This window comes from Marinobacter sp. M3C (genome assembly GCF_023311895.1).
Classification (GTDB): Bacteria; Pseudomonadota; Gammaproteobacteria; order Pseudomonadales; family Oleiphilaceae; genus Marinobacter.
This window is the reverse complement of record NZ_CP092284.1, coordinates 2,526,543-2,543,668: the sequence shown is the minus strand read 5'-3', so window position 1 is coordinate 2,543,668 and position 17,126 is coordinate 2,526,543. Positions and strand designations below refer to the sequence as shown.

The 17,126-nt window shown below is 50.5% G+C and carries 17 protein-coding genes and 2 pseudogenes; 9 read left to right on the top strand and 10 right to left on the bottom strand.

Going from position 1 to position 17,126, the window contains the following annotated elements:
* The first annotated feature begins 126 nt into the window (after positions 1 to 126).
* The gene (locus MIH18_RS11890) at positions 127 to 2,856 is read left to right on the top strand and encodes a DUF748 domain-containing protein (RefSeq protein WP_249012491.1); all 2,730 of its coding nucleotides are present in this window, start codon (positions 127 to 129) and stop codon (positions 2,854 to 2,856) included.
* A 5-nt stretch (positions 2,857 to 2,861) separates the two neighbouring features.
* Positions 2,862 to 3,458, top strand: a complete 597-nt coding sequence (yfbR, locus tag MIH18_RS11885; protein ID WP_249007120.1) for a 5'-deoxynucleotidase — start codon at positions 2,862 to 2,864, stop codon at positions 3,456 to 3,458.
* Positions 3,459 to 3,633: 175 nt separating this feature from the next.
* Here the strand turns inward: yfbR and MIH18_RS11880 are convergent, their stop codons facing one another.
* A complete protein-coding gene (locus tag MIH18_RS11880; protein WP_249012490.1) occupies positions 3,634 to 4,944 on the bottom strand; it encodes a CHC2 zinc finger domain-containing protein in 1,311 nt (436 codons plus the stop codon).
* A gap of 122 nt (positions 4,945 to 5,066) precedes the next feature.
* Here MIH18_RS11880 and MIH18_RS11875 point away from each other — a divergent pair, with 122 nt between their 5' ends.
* On the top strand, positions 5,067 to 5,453 hold the full coding sequence (locus MIH18_RS11875) for a helix-turn-helix transcriptional regulator (RefSeq protein ID WP_249007122.1): 387 nt from the start codon (positions 5,067 to 5,069) through the stop codon (positions 5,451 to 5,453).
* Between the two features lie 26 nt (positions 5,454 to 5,479).
* On the opposite strand, the gene MIH18_RS11870 is transcribed toward MIH18_RS11875, so the two are convergent.
* The 9 genes and pseudogenes from MIH18_RS11870 to MIH18_RS11830 form a co-directional block, all read right to left on the bottom strand.
* Positions 5,480 to 6,103 (bottom strand): DUF4272 domain-containing protein, encoded by a 624-nt coding sequence (locus MIH18_RS11870; protein ID WP_249007123.1) that lies wholly within the window; start codon positions 6,101 to 6,103, stop codon positions 5,480 to 5,482.
* Between the two features lie 11 nt (positions 6,104 to 6,114).
* Positions 6,115 to 6,417, bottom strand: a pseudogene (locus MIH18_RS11865) (HNH endonuclease); the annotation flags it as partial.
* 37 nt (positions 6,418 to 6,454) lie between these two features.
* Complete coding sequence (locus MIH18_RS11860; protein WP_249007124.1) at positions 6,455 to 6,886, bottom strand: hypothetical protein; 432 nt, start codon at positions 6,884 to 6,886, stop codon at positions 6,455 to 6,457.
* A gap of 5 nt (positions 6,887 to 6,891) precedes the next feature.
* Positions 6,892 to 7,779: an RHS repeat-associated core domain-containing protein gene (locus MIH18_RS11855; protein ID WP_249012489.1), complete on the bottom strand. Its 888-nt coding sequence runs from the start codon at positions 7,777 to 7,779 to the stop codon at positions 6,892 to 6,894.
* 19 nt (positions 7,780 to 7,798) lie between these two features.
* Positions 7,799 to 7,960 carry a hypothetical protein gene (locus tag MIH18_RS11850; protein ID WP_249012488.1) on the bottom strand — a complete coding sequence of 54 codons (162 nt, stop codon included), beginning with the start codon at positions 7,958 to 7,960 and terminating at the stop codon, positions 7,799 to 7,801.
* Between the two features lie 28 nt (positions 7,961 to 7,988).
* On the bottom strand, positions 7,989 to 8,897 hold the full coding sequence (locus tag MIH18_RS11845; RefSeq protein ID WP_249012487.1) for a hypothetical protein: 909 nt from the start codon (positions 8,895 to 8,897) through the stop codon (positions 7,989 to 7,991).
* A gap of 220 nt (positions 8,898 to 9,117) precedes the next feature.
* The gene (locus MIH18_RS11840) at positions 9,118 to 9,675 is read right to left on the bottom strand and encodes a hypothetical protein (protein ID WP_249012486.1); all 558 of its coding nucleotides are present in this window, start codon (positions 9,673 to 9,675) and stop codon (positions 9,118 to 9,120) included.
* 16 nt (positions 9,676 to 9,691) lie between these two features.
* Entirely contained in the window at positions 9,692 to 10,165 is a 474-nt protein-coding gene (locus MIH18_RS11835; protein WP_249012485.1) for a hypothetical protein, read from the bottom strand.
* Between the two features lie 943 nt (positions 10,166 to 11,108).
* Positions 11,109 to 12,023 (bottom strand): LysR family transcriptional regulator, encoded by a 915-nt coding sequence (locus tag MIH18_RS11830; RefSeq protein WP_249007129.1) that lies wholly within the window; start codon positions 12,021 to 12,023, stop codon positions 11,109 to 11,111.
* Positions 12,024 to 12,117: 94 nt separating this feature from the next.
* Between MIH18_RS11830 and MIH18_RS11825 the strand changes: the two genes are divergently transcribed.
* The 6 genes and pseudogenes from MIH18_RS11825 to MIH18_RS11800 all read left to right on the top strand — a co-directional run bounded on the left by MIH18_RS11825 (position 12,118) and on the right by MIH18_RS11800 (position 17,109).
* Positions 12,118 to 13,056 carry an MFS transporter gene (locus MIH18_RS11825; protein ID WP_249012484.1) on the top strand — a complete coding sequence of 313 codons (939 nt, stop codon included), beginning with the start codon at positions 12,118 to 12,120 and terminating at the stop codon, positions 13,054 to 13,056.
* A gap of 36 nt (positions 13,057 to 13,092) precedes the next feature.
* Positions 13,093 to 13,500 (top strand): transposase, encoded by a 408-nt coding sequence (locus tag MIH18_RS11820; protein ID WP_249006779.1) that lies wholly within the window; start codon positions 13,093 to 13,095, stop codon positions 13,498 to 13,500.
* Positions 13,497 to 14,582 carry an IS3 family transposase gene (locus MIH18_RS11815; RefSeq protein WP_249006780.1) on the top strand — a complete coding sequence of 362 codons (1,086 nt, stop codon included), beginning with the start codon at positions 13,497 to 13,499 and terminating at the stop codon, positions 14,580 to 14,582. Before MIH18_RS11820 ends, MIH18_RS11815 begins: the two co-directional genes overlap by 4 nt.
* Before the next feature lie 456 nt (positions 14,583 to 15,038).
* Positions 15,039 to 15,536 (top strand): annotated as a pseudogene (locus MIH18_RS11810) (glutathione S-transferase family protein); the annotation flags it as partial.
* An 83-nt stretch (positions 15,537 to 15,619) separates the two neighbouring features.
* A complete protein-coding gene (locus tag MIH18_RS11805; RefSeq protein WP_249006779.1) occupies positions 15,620 to 16,027 on the top strand; it encodes a transposase in 408 nt (135 codons plus the stop codon).
* A complete protein-coding gene (locus tag MIH18_RS11800) occupies positions 16,024 to 17,109 on the top strand; it encodes an IS3 family transposase (RefSeq protein WP_249006780.1) in 1,086 nt (361 codons plus the stop codon). The genes MIH18_RS11805 and MIH18_RS11800 overlap by 4 nt, the downstream gene beginning before the upstream one ends.
* Positions 17,110 to 17,126 lie beyond the last annotated feature (17 nt).

Below are 17,126 nucleotides of genomic sequence, written 5' to 3'. Positions count from 1 at the left end.
TGCCCGGCGGTAATTATCCCACAGTCCGTATACGAAACGGGACCTTATCGGGTTCATGAGAGCTGACAAAGGGCCTGCTTGGCGTCTATCCTCACAGTACATCGAATATTCTTTAAGGAGACCCTTGTGGCTGAACGCCCTATTCGCCAGATTCGTCAACGCAGCTTGTGGCCAAGGTTAGCTGTGGTTGTATTGATCGTTCTGTTGCTGTGTTACGCGCTGGGCGGATTTCTGCTGTTGCCCTGGTGGGTGCAGAAAAATTTGCCGCACTACGCCCAGCAACAGCTGGGCTGGCAGGCAATGGTAGGCGAAGTTCATGCCAATCCCTTTACGTTCAGCGCAGAGCTGCAGAATCTTCAGGCCAACGACGCAAACGGCGAGCCGGTGCTGGCCTTTCAGCGGCTTTATGTTGATTTGAAGGCGTTTGACCTGTTTAACGGTACCGCCGGTTTTCAAGCTGTCGAGCTGGAGCAACCCATGTTGCGGCTGGATGTGTTGGCAGGTGGGCAGTTGAATCTGCTGCGCGACTGGCAACAAGCCCCGGCCCGTGCCGGGCAGCCGGCAGACACTCCTGATATTCAGAGCGATACCGGGCCGAGCAGTCTTCGCATCTATTTGCAGCAGGGTGACTTGAGTGCGGGCACGCTGGTGCTGCGTGATTTTAGCCAAAACAACAGCCAGAACGACAGCGTTGAGTTCCGCATAACACCGCTTACCTTCAGTTTTCAGAATTTGGCGACCTGGGCACGGCCCGGCGATATTGGCCAATATCGGCTGGAGGCCGTGCTGGACCAACAAGCGTTGAGCTGGCAGGGCAGTTTTGAAGTAGACCCGATGTATTCCCGCGGCAGCCTGAGTATTGATAACCTGGGGCCGGGCGTGCTGTCTTACCTGCTAGCGCCCTATATGCCCTACCAATTGCGTTCCGGCCGGGTCAGTCTCAGCACTGATTACCAATGGCAGGCAGCGCAACCCATGGAGTTGTTGACCCAGCACGGCGAGCTGACGTTTGATGATGCAACCCTGGCTTTGGCGGCCGAGCCTAGTGAAGTCGCCTTCCGCAGCGGTGCCCTTACTGTTGACCAGGTTCGTTTTGACCTTGCCGCCAGGCGAATAGAGGCAGGCAAGATCGAGTTCGACGGGCCGGAATTGAGCCTGAACCGCAGCGCCAACGGTGACATCGACTGGCTGGTCGCTGGCGTCCGGCCCGCGGACGAAGGCTTGGCTAGCAGCTCTGGGCAGTACGACAGCGGCCCGGGGTTGCGCTGGTCGGTGGCCGGAGTGAACATTCGCGATGGTCAGTTAAACTGGCGCGACCAAGTACCTGCTAATGCTGCGGAGCTGCAACTGAATGGCTTGAACCTGAGCCTGGGGCCATTTACGGACCACTTTGACGAGCCGGTAAATTACCGTGCAGAAGCCGTTCTTGCCAGTGGTGGTAGTCTGGACCTGAATGGCCAGTTCACCACGCGACCATTTAATCTGGAAATGGCCATTGTGGGCAACGAGTTGGCATTGCCTGCGTTCGCGCCTTATGTGCAACAACGCATGGCATTAGAATTACCGGCGGGGCTGCTGTCAGTCGATGGTAGTTTGAATCTGGACCAGCAACGTTCACCTCTGACCGGCACTTTTAGCGGAAGTGCTTCAGTGACCGGTCTGGAAACCCGGCTGCCCGGCAGTGGCCAACCACTGCTGGCTTGGCAGACGCTGCAGCTAGCGCCCATTGAGTACAACGTGAACCCGGCCCGCCTGGAAATCGGCCGCGTAACGCTAATCGACCTTGTCGCGAACATTACTCGCAACAACGATGGCAGTCACGACATCACCAATCTGTTGACGCTGGCTCCGGCAGGCAAGCCGACGGCTGCGGACGCTAACGAAAACCAGGGCTTTATATTTCGCATTGGCGAGTTGCAGTTAGACAACGCCGATGTGGACTACACCGACCGCACTCTGAAACCCGAACTGATTACCCGCCTCGGGGAGCTTCAGGGCAACCTTAGTGGCTTGAGTAATATTCCGCCACAGCAGGGTAGAGTGAGCTTGAAGGGAAGGGTCAATCAGGTGGGCAATCTTGATATGAGCGGCTCTATCGCCACATTGGGTACCGACCAGCAAAGCGACCTGGTGTTGAATCTGGAAAACCTGGAGTTGCCGCGCCTATCACCCTATTCCGGCCGTTATCTAGGGTACGGCATAGCCGGCGGAAAACTGGATCTTAAGTTGGACTATCAGCTACAAGGCACCCGTATTAACGCCTCAAATCAGATTATTTTGAACCGCTTGGAATTGGGCCAACCCATTCCCAGCGAGCAGACGGTTGGCGTACCCATTAAGCTGGGGCTGGCGTTGTTGCGCGACGGCAATAATGTGATTGAATTAAACGTGCCGGTAAACGGCGATTTGGCAGACCCCGAATTTCATGTGGGCAAGATAATGATGCGTGCTTTTGTCAACGTGCTGACAAAAGCGGCCACCTCGCCGTTTGCACTGATAGGCACGTTGGCAGATATCGCCGGTCTGGGTGGCGAACAGATGCAACAGGTCAGCTTTGCGCCGGGTGGTATCGAGTTGACCGAGGCCAGCACCCAAAAGTTGGCGGCGCTGGCGCAGGTTTTGAACCAGAAACCAGAGCTCATTCTGAGTATTCGCGGCGCAGCAGCGCCCGAGGCCGACGCCGGTGCTCAGTCACCTGGCGCCCTTGCTGACAGTCGCGCGATGGCTTTGCGCCAGTTACTGGTGAATACTCACGGTGTAAACCCGAAACAGATCTTCGTGCGCGCACCAGAAACCGACGCCAGCGTGGATGCCAATGGCAATATTGCCGTAAATTTCACTCTGGACGCCCGCTAACCACTATGAGTCGCCCTGTGAGCCACTTTTTTGCCTATATTTCCCGCCTGCGCTGGATAAAGCGTTGGGGCCTGATGCGCAACGCCATTGATGAAAACGTCGCCACCCATTCTTGGGAGGTCGCGACTCTGGCCCACGCCCTGGCGCTGATCCGTAATGAACAGTTTGGCGGTTCGGTAAACGCCGACCGTATTGCGGCGGCGGCGCTTTACCACGATGCCACCGAGGTGATTACCGGGGATTTGCCGACACCGGTAAAATATCACTCGAAGGTGATGCGCCAGGCGTTCGGAGACATTGAGCACAAAGCCGAGGCCGAACTGCTGGCGTTATTGCCGCCACATTTGCAAAAGGTGTTTGCGCCCTATGTGCAGGAATCTGCTTTGGGTGAGGAAGAGAAAAAACTGATTAAAGCCGCAGACAGGTTATCGGCGTGGCTAAAATGCCGCGCGGAAGTGGCGGCAGGAAATCGCGAATTCGAGCCAGCTGCGGCGCAGATACACCGGCGGCTGACTCAGGAAACACTGCCAGAAGTAGCGTATTTTCTGGAGGTTTTCGCCCCCAGCTACGACCAGCCCCTGGACAACCTGCTGAGCCTCTAAGAGCCGGGATAGCGTTGTTGCGATGTCTTGGTTTGGAACTACCAAACCTTCACCACCGCGCCTGGCTCTTCGAATTCTCAGCGGCTTAGTGTTCATGACTCAGCCGATAGGGAAACTGCGTTTACGTTCACTTACGTTTCGGTGAGTAATGGGGAGTGGTTGTTCTCTAAAATGGTTAGGCGACAACTACGGTGACATGGTGGGGTTCACTCACTTCAGCAGTTACATTATCGGCGGGTTCTGGTAGCGGTGAGGCGCTGGAGGTTTCAGGGATAGGCTCTATTTCTGGCTGTTCCTGATCGAAGATTTCGCCGGTATCAAGATCGAACGCTGGTTCAACGGTAGTCATCTCAAGCTGGCGCTCTGGGGGTTTTCCTTTGCCCATAAAATCCGCTTTTCTAATCACAAGCCCAAGTGTTTTTTGGGCTGGCGTTACCTGCTGGGCATACTCGTTAACGTCCATGCCTTTGGGTAACAAGATTCTAAAACAGTCTATGCCTTCGGCCTGTAATTTCTCCGCTAACTGTTCGGCAGCTTTGTTGCCTGCTGCATCTCGATCATAAGCAATGAGCACACGCTTGATTTCGTATTTTTTAAAAGCGGCTAAGTGAGAAGAAGTAAAACCACTGGTGCCATAGCTGGCAGTCACATTTCTAAAGCCGTGAACCCAGAAGGTCATCGCATCAATTAAGGCTTCACATAAAATAATTTCGTTACAAGCCTTGAAGGCTTCGACATTCCACACACCGTTATGTGGCCCAGGTAAATACAGATGTTGGGCCGTCCCTTTCCTTAACCGCTGTCCTAATATTTTACGGCCATAGACTTCGCTGATTACACCGTTTTCATCCATGATCGGCACCACTAACGAACCGTTAAAATGCTCGTGACCACTATCGCGTAAGATGCCGATTTCTTGCAGCTTACCGCGTAATTCCGCACCGGCCTTACGGTTCTTTTCTGGCAGACGATAACCCAAGGTGCGATTGGCAAAGCCTAATTTAAAGCGGTCTATTAATTCGGGATGTTCCAAGCCTCGTGAGCGTAAATACTCGATAACTTCGGGCGACTGTTTGAAGGTCTCGTGATAAAAATCAATCACTTGGCGCAAAGCCGTTTGACTATCAGCATTAGCGGCTAAGGGAGGAGTGAGTTTTGTCGTGGTGTTTTTGGTCTTGGCGGTTGTGCTGCTTTCGATCACAAAGCCAAGGTCTTTTTGCAGCATTTCGCAGGCAAAGCGGAAGCTTACACTTTGGGTCTTCATCACCCAGTCAATGACACTGCCACCCGTACCACAGCCAAAGCAGTTAAAGAGGTTGGTTTTTGGGCTGATAATACACGATGGCGTTTTTTCCTCATGGAAAGGACAACACACCACATAGTCCTTCCCTTGTTTGGTCACATTATGACCTTGGCTTTCCACCAATCGTAGTAACGACACGTCTTGTTTGATGCGGTTTATCACGTCATCTGCCAGTCTTGCCATGTCGATTCTCCCAAAAACCTGTCAATAGCTTTTCAATAAAAATAACTTGGACTTGATAATACCTCATATTGAGGTATTATCAGCAGCACTTTGAGGATTAATTAAAAAGAGGGGTTAAGATCATGTCATCTGTAATCGACCATTACCTACATAAGATGACTGAAGACGATAAGACATTCTTTCAAGCGCTTGGCCAACAAATAGCCAACCTACGCAAAGAGCACAATATGACGCAAGGCCACTTAGCGGAGTACCTGGGGATCTCTCAGCAGCACATGGCCTCGTTTGAAAAAGGAATCAGGAAGGTTCCCGCTTCAATGCTACCAACACTGGCGCAATTGTTCGGGGTTAGTGTGGATAAACTGATAGGGCTTAAAGATACAGCAGCTAAGCGAGGGCCGATGCCCAAGCTTCAACGGCAAATCGAACAAGTAGCCTTGCTACCCAAGGCTAAACAGAAGTTTGTAAGTGAGATGTTAGAGACTGTGATTCAACAGACCGCACATTAAAAAGCCCCGCGAGTGCGGGGCTTAAGTTAGGTATCCAGACTGACTTCGTCCCAGTCCTCTGTAGTAAGCATCCATTCTAATGCTCTTCTACGCTCAACAATTACATGACTAGCCACACATCCAGGAATATCTCGATTATTGACATCAGCATCTCTTATAGCCCAGTGAAGACAATAAGCAAGATCACAAGCTGATAAGATTTCTTCGATTGAGCGCAGTTGAGATTGGTCTTTATATTCAGAAGAACTCTTACCATTCTTAATATCTGGAAAGAGCTTAATCAAAGTATTATCACACACAGAATCAAAATGCATCGACTTAACAACCCCTAAAGCCCATGCAAAAGCATTCAACCCTTCAATCTGAGACTGAAAATAAGAGCTATCTCCTTCTCCCGAAACAAGAAACTCTCTTTCTGTTTCCGCTAATTGGTCGGCAGCACCTTCTTGCATAATCCAATTGATAGCAGATTCTTTATCAAAACCATAAGATCCTGCCACTACGCCAAAAAGAGCTAGGCTTCGACTAATAACCTCATCAACCGGTCGTAACGATAAACTACTATCAAGTAAAGGCAGTGCTGGGTTAGTTTCATAACCCAGATTTTTAGCTTTCTTCAATGACTCGTTTCTAATTTTTTGAAAATTCATAACTAACTCAACTAGAAGTGATCTGCAAAACCATCCGTACCATCTTTATGCAAGACATTTTGCAGGCTTTTATCACGATGCACCTCTTTTCGTAAAAGCTGCATAGTACCTGCGTCTCCTTTCGGGTGATGCCATTCGGTACCAGGTGGATTCTTCAACCCACTTTTACCAGATTTCATATGCTGAAGGGCGTCTTTGCCCAGGAGTTTATTCATGCCTTGCGCAAAATTAGAATCACCTTCAAGAGCGTTAGCTAAATTTTTATTAGCTGAATTCCTATGAGCACTTCGAGTTGTACCAGATATCGAAGAGGAGGTAAGAACTTCATGAAAGTCTCCCTTCTTTGTAACATTAGCTTAAGTTTTCAATCGAAAAATCTACCTTATTCAACTCTAGATATGAAATATCACCGGTGGATAAATCTTTTACCGAAACATCTTTGAGAGGCGGTTCAAATTTAGTCGAGTTCAAATCTTTTGAAGTAAAACTCAGAAAGCAGTATTTTTTATCATCTCCCTTCATACTGACTAGAACTCTATGTGTAGCCGCCTTTCCTATGTTGGTATGCCTGCATTCCGGTTTAACATCATAGCCATAGGGCGGCAAAAACTGCTCCTTATCGAGCAACTGCTTCTCCACCATTAATTCCCAATTTGCCTGGACCCAATTGTCAACAAAATATGGATCATTATCCCAGTCCAGATTACCCATAATTACACTTAATTGTGGCCAACAAGAAAGAATATACTTCTGAAAATTTAAGATTAATTGATTTGTAGACATAACTGTTATTCCTTGAAAGGCAACTTTTTCTTATCAAGAGAGCCTTTATACGACTTAGCTCTATTTACATCGACATGGTTGGGCTCTGGAAACTTACCCCACTCTTTAGGATCAATATGGTATGAACGGCCTGTTTTAGGGTTTACATAACCACCAGTACCGCCTGCAGGATCAGGCCCCCTCTTTTCAAAACCCTTCTTCGTAAACATATCATCAATTTCTTTAGCGGACTTATTCTTAAACGGGTTACCCAACCCTTTCCCTGCGCCCTTCGTAGCAGCCACCTTGGCAAGCTTGGCACTTTTCACCAAGGCTCCAGCAATCGCCCCAATTGGAATAAATGACTCTGCGTCCTGGTATAAAGAACTGGCAAAACCAGCACCCTCACCGTTGTACCCATCGGCTAAGGCACCCTGAATCCTTCCAATATCGAACCCTTTGCCCATCACCGCGTTGTAGGACTCAACAAGCAACCCACCGAATGCCGTGACAGCATTACGCCCGTTGGTGTCAACATAGGTATACGGACTATTGCTGGCGTAGGCGTATCGGTTGAACGAATGAATGTTCGACTCGTGCCATTTCACCGGATCGATGGCCGTAAAACGACCGATCGAAGACGTATACCAACGTGCCTTGTGATCCGCGAGGCCGGTTTCCTCATCCAGCCAGTTTCCAGTATAACCGCGCGCGTCAGTGTTGGTTTTGAGTTTGAGGCCCCAGGGATCATAGGTTTGCTGCCAAACCACCGCGCCTGAGCTGTCGGTACTTGCAATGGGTGAACCCAGATAGTCATTGTGATAGTAGGTGACGACCTCTGCAGCCTTGAGCGGCAAAGCCGTCAAAAGTAAAAGCGAAAGAGCCCACAGGTGCTTGATGATGAATTGATTCATGACAGATCCTCCTTGATGCTCATTGGCCAACAACGGTGGTTGAGTCGGTTACCTTGGCGGCCACCTGCGAATCGACATAGATATATTCCTTAAAGCCGCCTTGAGGCTCGTATTCTCCCAAGAGATCACCAGAGGCCTTGTAAACAATGTTGGTGGTCTCTGACGGCGTTTCCCGCTTCACTCGGGTGTTTGCTCCGTCGTAGTCGTAGTCAACGAATTAGGGTGCCGTTATCCGCTGTCCGCAGATTGCCAGCACCGTCATACACCATGATATTCAGCCCGTCACTGGTCATATTGCCTCGGGCATCGTGAGCGATGATGTAGTAGAAGTTTGGGAAAACCCGGTACGTCATTTTGTCGGAGCTGTAGTAATACTCCTGCAAATCGCCATTGCGGTCACGGGTAAGTATATTGCCTCGGCCATCGTAAGAGATCGTCTCCGTGCCCCATGGGCCGGTAGCTGAGGTCAAGCGATTGGCACCGTCATAACCGATTGTTCTGTCGTGCAGTGAGCCCACGTTATCGACAACGCTATCCAGATTGCCTGCCAGGTCGTACCCGAATTGCAGATCAACGAAGTTGAGTTGGCCATTACCTGCCACAAGCGAATCAGGCCGCAGTCGACTATCGAGGTTCTGATCTGTTACTACACCGTTTGCATAGCTCATGGTATCCAACGAACCGGAGGGGTAATGCGTAACGGAGCTAACGTAGGGTGCCGCCTGGGTCTGCCAGCCGAACGCATTGGTGCCGTAATCAACCACACGGCCACTTGGGTAGGTCATGCTGCTCAGGTAATCCAGGTTGTCAATTCCGTAGGACACATCGTAAGTGGCGCTGCCAATAGTGAGCGATTCGGCCTTCAGGTTGCCGTTCAGGTCATAGTTGTAGGTACGAGTGGAGGTCGAATTAGACACAGAGGTTACGTAGCTGTTGTCATCGTAGGAGAATGTGGCGGTTGGAGTACCATCGGAATAGGAAATGGCCTCCACCCGATTCAGGCCATCGTAAGTCCGAGTTTCCACAATGCCACTTAAGCCAATTTCTTTGCTGGTCATGTTGCCAGCATTATCGCGGCCGTATACCGTCGTGCCCGTTTCCTGATGGGTTTCCTGCATCAGAAAACCACGGGTATCTCGTCAACGGGCTTTAAGTGAGGACTACTATTTCTGGCTCTAACTAACGCAAATTGAGTCATTATCAGCCTCCCCTATCGCCACGGTTCCTGCGTTCCCTCATCGCTCCACCTCTTAAGGCGTTGTCAGCGCGGTCTAAATCTCTGCCATCAGTCCGCTTAATTTCACGGATGCGACCACGTTACAATCTAAGCCTCTATCATCAATAGGGGGGTGATGATCCACCTTTGTGGCTACCATCTATTAAATCAACAATAAATTTAACATGCTTTTCGGTCGGAGCATCCCAACTTTTTCCTATAATTTTTGTGTCAGTTACTTCATCGATTTCAATTCCATCCCAAGATATTCTTTCCGTTTCCCAAGCAATCCCTTTTTCGTTATATGCCACAAGTTCAGTATAGTCATGGAACAACATAAGGTTTCGGCTTGGAATAGGGATTGCCCTGATAGCAGGGCACGATTTCACATGGACAATCGATTCCGGATTGTAAGGCGATGCTATATAAGCATCACCCTTGGCCATGATAGTAAAGTGCTTAGAGCCAGGCCCAGAGAGCACCTGAGATTCTCCTTTCGGTAACATATCGCCAAATGCAAATATGCCAACCCAAGGCTTTCCATTCTTAGGTAAAAACTTCACCATTACTCCATCACGCCTGACACCCGGATATTTATTAGGTATATACACTATTTCCGTATCACCTCCAGGCAGCTCACTAAGCACTCGGTATTCAAATTTACATTCATTTTCCTCCATTGTTCTCTTTCCTGTCCTATTTCTTGTCGGGCCTGAAGAATCGATGTGTAATGACCTCTGTTCTACCTGACCCAGAAGTACGCACACCTATTTCGAACGCTCCTGAGCGCCCGTTCAGGCTACCGTTTTTTGTGTATAGGTGATAGTTATCATTAACTACCGTCTTATTTCCCTTAAATATTTCAGCATTAAAGGACTCTGGGAAATTATGGTTGGGATTCGGAGTGTTATTGGTTCTTGGATCTTCAGATCGACGTTCCAACTCCCGTGCTGAGTATATGCGATTGGGTTCACTAGCATTGTGTGCACCTTTCGCAGTGTCGCTCGTTTTATCACCCATTCTTGCCAATTTGCTGCTACCCGCGGGCAAATATGGGACAAACATAGCCGCCAAATCAACGGCCATATCCGTGGTCGCTTCCGCCACCATTTGATCGTTGCCCGTTGCGTTACCGTAAGCAATACGGGCACCATCATAAACAACGTTCAAGGCGTCCCAGATCGTATCAACCTCGCTAGGCGCCGTAAGCCGTCAGATCCGTGCACTTGAGGAGTCGCTGCATGTCACTCTTTTTGCAAGAGGATCAAACAAAGTGACTTTGACCGCGCAGGGGAAGGAGCTTGCTAGCAGAGTCTCAAAAGCGTTCACAATACTTCAAGCTGCTACCGAAAAGATAAGTCCAAATAAGGATGGAGCAATTATACTCACATGCACGATTTCGATGGCAAGCCACTGGCTCAGTAACAGAATGGCAGACATCTTGGAGACACAGCCTGGTCCCTTGCAGCTTACCGTGGACGCGACCCCCGCGCTAAGAAGCATTGAGGAAATGGAGGCGGACGTAGCTATACGGTACCTTCCTGTGAATTCGGATCACACCACGATGTCTAGATGCCTAATAGAAGAGAGCTTTCTGCCGCTCTGCACTCAGCGCTATCTAGGTCAATATGGACCGATCAATCAGCCAGAAGACATGCTCAATGCCATATTAATACATTCTCCATGGTATACCGTTGCGGGTAGAGGTGACGCCTGTTGGAGTGAGTGGTTTGAGACTTTTAAACTTTCGGAACGATGCCCAACTCCTTTGTTGACCTTTACTCGCGTTGGCTGCGCCATGCAAGAAGTGTTAATGAATGGGGCATAATGATAGGGAGTACCGCGGTCGGCGTAGACGCAATAAGAGAAAAAACACTCGTGAAGATTTTCGGCGACAGGTACGTTCTTAAATCGCCATATGAGTACCGCATACTGTGGGGCGAGTCCGCCAATACTTCACCTGAAATTAGGGCACTAATAGACAAGCTTTTACTGGCAGCAGGAAAAAACCCTGAGTTTGGTGATCAAGGCTACTCATAAAATATGCTCTACCTGAGAACTCTTTCTGACCTTGCCGTCTGACCTTATTTGATCAGGTATGGCGGCGTAGAGGTCAGGAGACCTTCTTTGTTAGCGAACCTGCTTCAACATGCTCGGCGCCTATAAAGCAGCTGCTCACCAATCGGGCTACAGCTGAGCATGCTTCACTTACCTGCTGAGAAGAGAACTTCAGCCGGACAGAATAAGCAGGCAGTGCTGGAAAACCATCACTTGGTTGAAGCAATTTCATACCAGCATCAACTTGCCCGCGGTCTAGGATACCCACAGCTACTCCGGCCTTTATAGCTAACTTCAGTGCGTTAGGAGTGGCACTTATGACCATCGGCCTCCATTGGGTCCCCAGCTTAGTCAGCGCATCAATGGCTGCAGCTCTATAAGGGCAGCCCTCTCCATGAAGAGCCAGTGGAATCTCATTTTCTGCATCTATTCTATAGCTGTGGGCCGAGACCCAGACTGGCTGGGTGAGGCCCAGGTCCTGCGATAACGGATCCGTGTTTCGTTCTATGTCTAAAAGATCCACAAGAAGAGCAATATCCAGCTTTCCGCGAGAAAGAAGAGAAGCTAAAGACCCGCTATACCCAGTGACCACTTCTAACTCAATCCCGGGATATTCCGCGGCGAGCGGCGGGAGCAGCCCACGAAATAGAACATCCCCATACTCCTCAGAGACACCAAGCCGGACTTTACCCGATGTAATGCCTTCCTCCCGAAAGCCAGCGAGGAGCCTATCATGCATCTGCAGATAGCCAGAGGTCTGCACGTAGAATCGTCTTCCAACTGGGGTAAGGGTTACAGCCTGGTTGTCCCGCTCGAACAACTGCCCTCCAAGCAATTCCTCTAACCGTCTCACGTGCATACTAATTGTAGAGGGGCTGCGGCTGAGATGAGTAGACGCAGCGCGAAACTGGCCGAACCTAACGATCGTGTGAAAAGAGCGGAGTAGGTCTATATCAAGGGTTGCTGACATGATTCACGATTCCTGCACGAGTTGTCCAGATAATATCGTTTGATTGTACTGGTAAGGTGTGGGACGTTCAACAAAAGCCAGCGGGAGACCTACCATGGTATCGAAATACAGCAATGTTACGCCTTCGGCCGGAGCTGAAATACGTCGAGAATCCCAAGCCCAACAGAACAAGTCCTCTGGCGCTCTTACCTCCTGGGTGAGCGTATTTATGGCTGCGGCGGCGGGGGCCGCGATGGCCAACAATTACGTCATGCATCCTGTGCTGCCAGATGTAGCAGACTCGCTAGGAGTCTCAATTTCAGCTACCGGCATACTCGCTGGTGCCACACAGGCTGGATATCTTCTAGGCATTATTTTCCTGGTCCCCTTGGGAGATATCTTCAACCTGAAAAAAGTGATCATCATCCAGCAGATCACTTTAAGTATGGTCCTGCTTTTAAGTGCGCTATCCCCTAGTTTTGTCATGCTGGCTTCTGCCCTTTTTCTAGTAGGGCTAATGTCTTCCAGCAGTTTACAGATAAGTTCGTTGGGCTTTCGTGCCTCTCCTGCCGGAAGCCGCGGCGCCACAATGGGCGCGATAATGGCAGGCATCTCCTCGGGCATCGTACTTAGCAGAATCGTAAGTGGAGCTCTGTCAGAGCAATACGGCTGGAGAATCATGCTTGCAACTCTTGCCGCCATGACTGCGCTCATAGCAATCATCTCCTTAAAAGCGCTGCCCAGTTGGGGTTCGGACGAACGTGCATCAGACAGCTACTGGGGACTCATTAAGAGCCTGCCTGATATTTTCATCAAGCATGCCTCGCTGAGGGCTAGCGTGGTCGCAGGGTGCTGTTGGTTCTTCGTTTTTAGCATACTTTGGGTTTCATTATCCGTATATCTGGCGAATGAATTCTCTCTTTCTTCAACAGGAATCGGGCTTTTCGGATTTGCTGGTCTAGCAGGGGTACTTGTTACGAGGCCCGCAGGTGCTCTCGCGGATAGAATTGCCCTGTGTGTCAACCTCAGTCCATACACCCGGTCTATGAGTTAACATAGATTTCAGGGCGCGGATTGAGGAGTGTAAGCAATGCCAAAACCTGAGTCACAGATACCCGATAATCACATCTTGCCAGACAGTCAGTTGGAGAAGCGGACCCGTCGCCGATTTTCCACAAAGTACAAGCTGAGAATACTGGCCGAAGCGGATCAATGCGCCTACGGTGAACTCGGCCCTTTATTACGCCGTGAAAACCTCTATAGCAACCAGTTGCGTGATTGGCGTAAGCAGTTGGAAGTCGGTGGCGAGGCTGCTTTATCCAAGTCTGCGCCGGGGCCTAAAGCGTCAAAAACACCGGACCAGAAGCGCATTGAGCAGCTAGAGAAAGAGCTGACCAAAACGCAGCACCGGTTGCGGGTGACTGAAGACTGTGTGGATCTCCAAAAAAAAGCCTTGTCGATGCTCGATCTGTCGAACAATGGGAGCGATCCATCATGACCGTCCTTGAGGCGCGCCCGGCGCACATTCCGTTCCGCTCTGCCTGTGATGCTTTGGGACTGAACCGGAGCACCGTTTACGCGTGGCGACGACGTCAGAGCACAGCACCAGACCCAGTCAGGCGCTCTCGTAAAACGACGCCGCAGCCCAGAGCGCTCTTAACCTCGGAGCGTGTGCAGATACTTGAGCGGATGAACGAACCCGAGTTCTGTGATCAAACGCCGTATCAGGTCTATCACACGCTGCTGGAACGTGGTGAGTGCCTGGCCTCGCTCAGCACACTGTATCGCGTGCTGCGACAAGCCAATCAGACCGGTGATCGCCGGAATCAACGTGCGCCTCAGTCGCATGCTATACCGCGCCTGACCGCGACACGGCCAAACGAAGTTTGGACGTGGGATATTACGAAATTGGCGACTACACGCCGGGGTAACTACCTGAACCTGTATGTGGTTATGGACCTGTTCAGCCGCTATGTCGTGGCTTGGATGATCTCCCGCAAAGAGAACAGTCAACTGGCGCAGCAGCTCATGGAACAAACACTGACACGATATGGGCTGACCAACCGCGGGGTCACCCTGCACCAGGACCGTGGATCGCCTATGATCGCCCAGAGCTTTCTCGACCTGATGGCCGATGTGGGCGTGGTCTGCAGCCACAGCCGCCCCAGAGTCAGTAATGACAATCCATTCAGTGAAAGCCAGTTTAAAACACTCAAAACGCAACCTGACTTTCCCGGACGCTTTGACAGCCTGGAATATGCACGGTTATGGGCAGCGGATTATTTTTGCTGGTACAACCATGAACACCACCACAGCGGGCTGGCCGGCTTTACGCCGACTCAGGTCTACACCGGCAACTATCAAACCGTGGGCCAAGTGCGGCAAGCAACGCTGGACCGGTATTATAGAGACCATCCGGAACGCTTCTGCCAAGGGAAACCAAAAGCCGCGTTACCGCCGGAAGTTGTCCACATCAACCCCATCACTTCGGAGGCGATAGGGGGTGAGACAAGTAGCGCTGTGAACTTCCCAACGTTACCAGCAGCACGAAAGGCGCTGGAGCGGGCAAATAGATGTTAACGTTTTAAAGAGCTGTCCATATGAGGTTGACATGTTCCGATTGGAAGTAAACGCGTTATCCTATATTCGTTCGCCGTTATCATCTTAGGTGTAGTATCTCTTGCAGTGGGAAACAGCAATTTGTGGCTTCTCGGGTTAGGGGTAGTTCTTTTCGATATGGGCGTCTTTGCCGCTCAAGTTGCTAATCAAACGAGAGTCCTAGATGCCAATCCTGATGCGAGAAATAGAACGTTGAGCGTATATATGTGCTTTTATTATGGTGCTGGCGCTTTGGGTTCAAGCGCAGGATCGTATTTCCTTTCCATTTTCGGATGGATTGGTGTATGCGCTATTGCTGGCTTTGTAGCTCTATTTGGTTTCATTTTTACACTTAAATGTATTGGGTCCAGACAATAAGTACGTATGCCTAAAGCAAGAGGGGACTCCTTCAAACACCTTCAGTTAAAGGATAAAATAATGAAACTTATCGGAACTTTAGACTCACCATACGTCCGCAGAGTAGCAATCTCTCTCAACTACTATGGGATTCATTTTAAACACGAGCCTATGTCTGTATTTAGCAATCTGGAAAGGTTTAAGAGCATAAATCCAGTCCTTAAGGCCCCGACTCTCGTGCTAGATGACCAAACTATTCTTCTCGATTCCAGTTTGATACTCGATTATTTTGAGACTGAACAACAGAATAAAAGAAAGCTAATGCCCGAAACCAGACAGGAGCGGAGCAGATCATTGCGTCAAATAGGTCTAGCGCTAGCTGCTTGCGAGAAGACAATTCAAATTGTGTATGAAAGAAATTTACGCCCGATCGAAAAACAGCATGAGCCGTGGGTCTCACGTGTCTGTGGGCAACTCCAGGCAGCTTTTGCAGAACTTGAAAAGGACATAATCGAATGGCCCTTGAATACAACTGAAGATTCCATTGACCAAGCTAGCATAACCGTGGCCGTCGCTTGGTCCCCCTGTGTGTCAACCTCAGTCCATACACCCGGTCTATGAGTTAACATAGATTTCAGGGCGCGGATTGAGGAGTGTAAGCAATGCCAAAACCTGAGTCACAGATACCCGATAATCACATCTTGCCAGACAGTCAGTTGGAGAAGCGGACCCGTCGCCGATTTTCCACAAAGTACAAGCTGAGAATACTGGCCGAAGCGGATCAATGCGCCTACGGTGAACTCGGCCCTTTATTACGCCGTGAAAACCTCTATAGCAACCAGTTGCGTGATTGGCGTAAGCAGTTGGAAGTCGGTGGCGAGGCTGCTTTATCCAAGTCTGCGCCGGGGCCTAAAGCGTCAAAAACACCGGACCAGAAGCGCATTGAGCAGCTAGAGAAAGAGCTGACCAAAACGCAGCACCGGTTGCGGGTGACTGAAGACTGTGTGGATCTCCAAAAAAAAGCCTTGTCGATGCTCGATCTGTCGAACAATGGGAGCGATCCATCATGACCGTCCTTGAGGCGCGCCCGGCGCACATTCCGTTCCGCTCTGCCTGTGATGCTTTGGGACTGAACCGGAGCACCGTTTACGCGTGGCGACGACGTCAGAGCACAGCACCAGACCCAGTCAGGCGCTCTCGTAAAACGACGCCGCAGCCCAGAGCGCTCTTAACCTCGGAGCGTGTGCAGATACTTGAGCGGATGAACGAACCCGAGTTCTGTGATCAAACGCCGTATCAGGTCTATCACACGCTGCTGGAACGTGGTGAGTGCCTGGCCTCGCTCAGCACACTGTATCGCGTGCTGCGACAAGCCAATCAGACCGGTGATCGCCGGAATCAACGTGCGCCTCAGTCGCATGCTATACCGCGCCTGACCGCGACACGGCCAAACGAAGTTTGGACGTGGGATATTACGAAATTGGCGACTACACGCCGGGGTAACTACCTGAACCTGTATGTGGTTATGGACCTGTTCAGCCGCTATGTCGTGGCTTGGATGATCTCCCGCAAAGAGAACAGTCAACTGGCGCAGCAGCTCATGGAACAAACACTGACACGATATGGGCTGACCAACCGCGGGGTCACCCTGCACCAGGACCGTGGATCGCCTATGATCGCCCAGAGCTTTCTCGACCTGATGGCCGATGTGGGCGTGGTCTGCAGCCACAGCCGCCCCAGAGTCAGTAATGACAATCCATTCAGTGAAAGCCAGTTTAAAACACTCAAAACGCAACCTGACTTTCCCGGACGCTTTGACAGCCTGGAATATGCACGGTTATGGGCAGCGGATTATTTTTGCTGGTACAACCATGAACACCACCACAGCGGGCTGGCCGGCTTTACGCCGACTCAGGTCTACACCGGCAACTATCAAACCGTGGGCCAAGTGCGGCAAGCAACGCTGGACCGGTATTATAGAGACCATCCGGAACGCTTCTGCCAAGGGAAACCAAAAGCCGCGTTACCGCCGGAAGTTGTCCACATCAACCCCATCACTTCGGAGGCGATAGGGGGTGAGACAAGTAGCGCTGTGAACTTCCCAACGTTACCAGCAGCACGAAAGGCGCTGGAGCGGGCAAATAGATGTTAACGTTTTAAAGAGCTGTC

Excerpts from the sequence above, each read along its gene's own strand:
- yfbR (WP_249007120.1), top strand. The coding sequence starts at position 2,862 with ATGAGTCGCCCTGTGAGCCACTTTTTTGCCTATATTTCCCGCCTGCGC.
- MIH18_RS11860 (WP_249007124.1), bottom strand. The coding sequence starts at position 6,886 with ATGTCTACAAATCAATTAATCTTAAATTTTCAGAAGTATATTCTTTCT.
- MIH18_RS11800 (WP_249006780.1), top strand. The coding sequence starts at position 16,024 with ATGACCGTCCTTGAGGCGCGCCCGGCGCACATTCCGTTCCGCTCTGCC.
- MIH18_RS11825 (WP_249012484.1), top strand. The coding sequence starts at position 12,118 with ATGGTATCGAAATACAGCAATGTTACGCCTTCGGCCGGAGCTGAAATA.
- MIH18_RS11830 (WP_249007129.1), bottom strand. The coding sequence starts at position 12,023 with ATGTCAGCAACCCTTGATATAGACCTACTCCGCTCTTTTCACACGATC.
- MIH18_RS11875 (WP_249007122.1), top strand. The coding sequence starts at position 5,067 with ATGTCATCTGTAATCGACCATTACCTACATAAGATGACTGAAGACGAT.
- MIH18_RS11840 (WP_249012486.1), bottom strand. The coding sequence starts at position 9,675 with ATGGAGGAAAATGAATGTAAATTTGAATACCGAGTGCTTAGTGAGCTG.
- MIH18_RS11815 (WP_249006780.1), top strand. The coding sequence starts at position 13,497 with ATGACCGTCCTTGAGGCGCGCCCGGCGCACATTCCGTTCCGCTCTGCC.
- MIH18_RS11880 (WP_249012490.1), bottom strand. The coding sequence starts at position 4,944 with ATGGCAAGACTGGCAGATGACGTGATAAACCGCATCAAACAAGACGTG.
- MIH18_RS11845 (WP_249012487.1), bottom strand. The coding sequence starts at position 8,897 with ATGCAGGAAACCCATCAGGAAACGGGCACGACGGTATACGGCCGCGAT.
- MIH18_RS11820 (WP_249006779.1), top strand. The coding sequence starts at position 13,093 with ATGCCAAAACCTGAGTCACAGATACCCGATAATCACATCTTGCCAGAC.
- MIH18_RS11805 (WP_249006779.1), top strand. The coding sequence starts at position 15,620 with ATGCCAAAACCTGAGTCACAGATACCCGATAATCACATCTTGCCAGAC.
- MIH18_RS11870 (WP_249007123.1), bottom strand. The coding sequence starts at position 6,103 with ATGAATTTTCAAAAAATTAGAAACGAGTCATTGAAGAAAGCTAAAAAT.
- MIH18_RS11855 (WP_249012489.1), bottom strand. The coding sequence starts at position 7,779 with ATGAATCAATTCATCATCAAGCACCTGTGGGCTCTTTCGCTTTTACTT.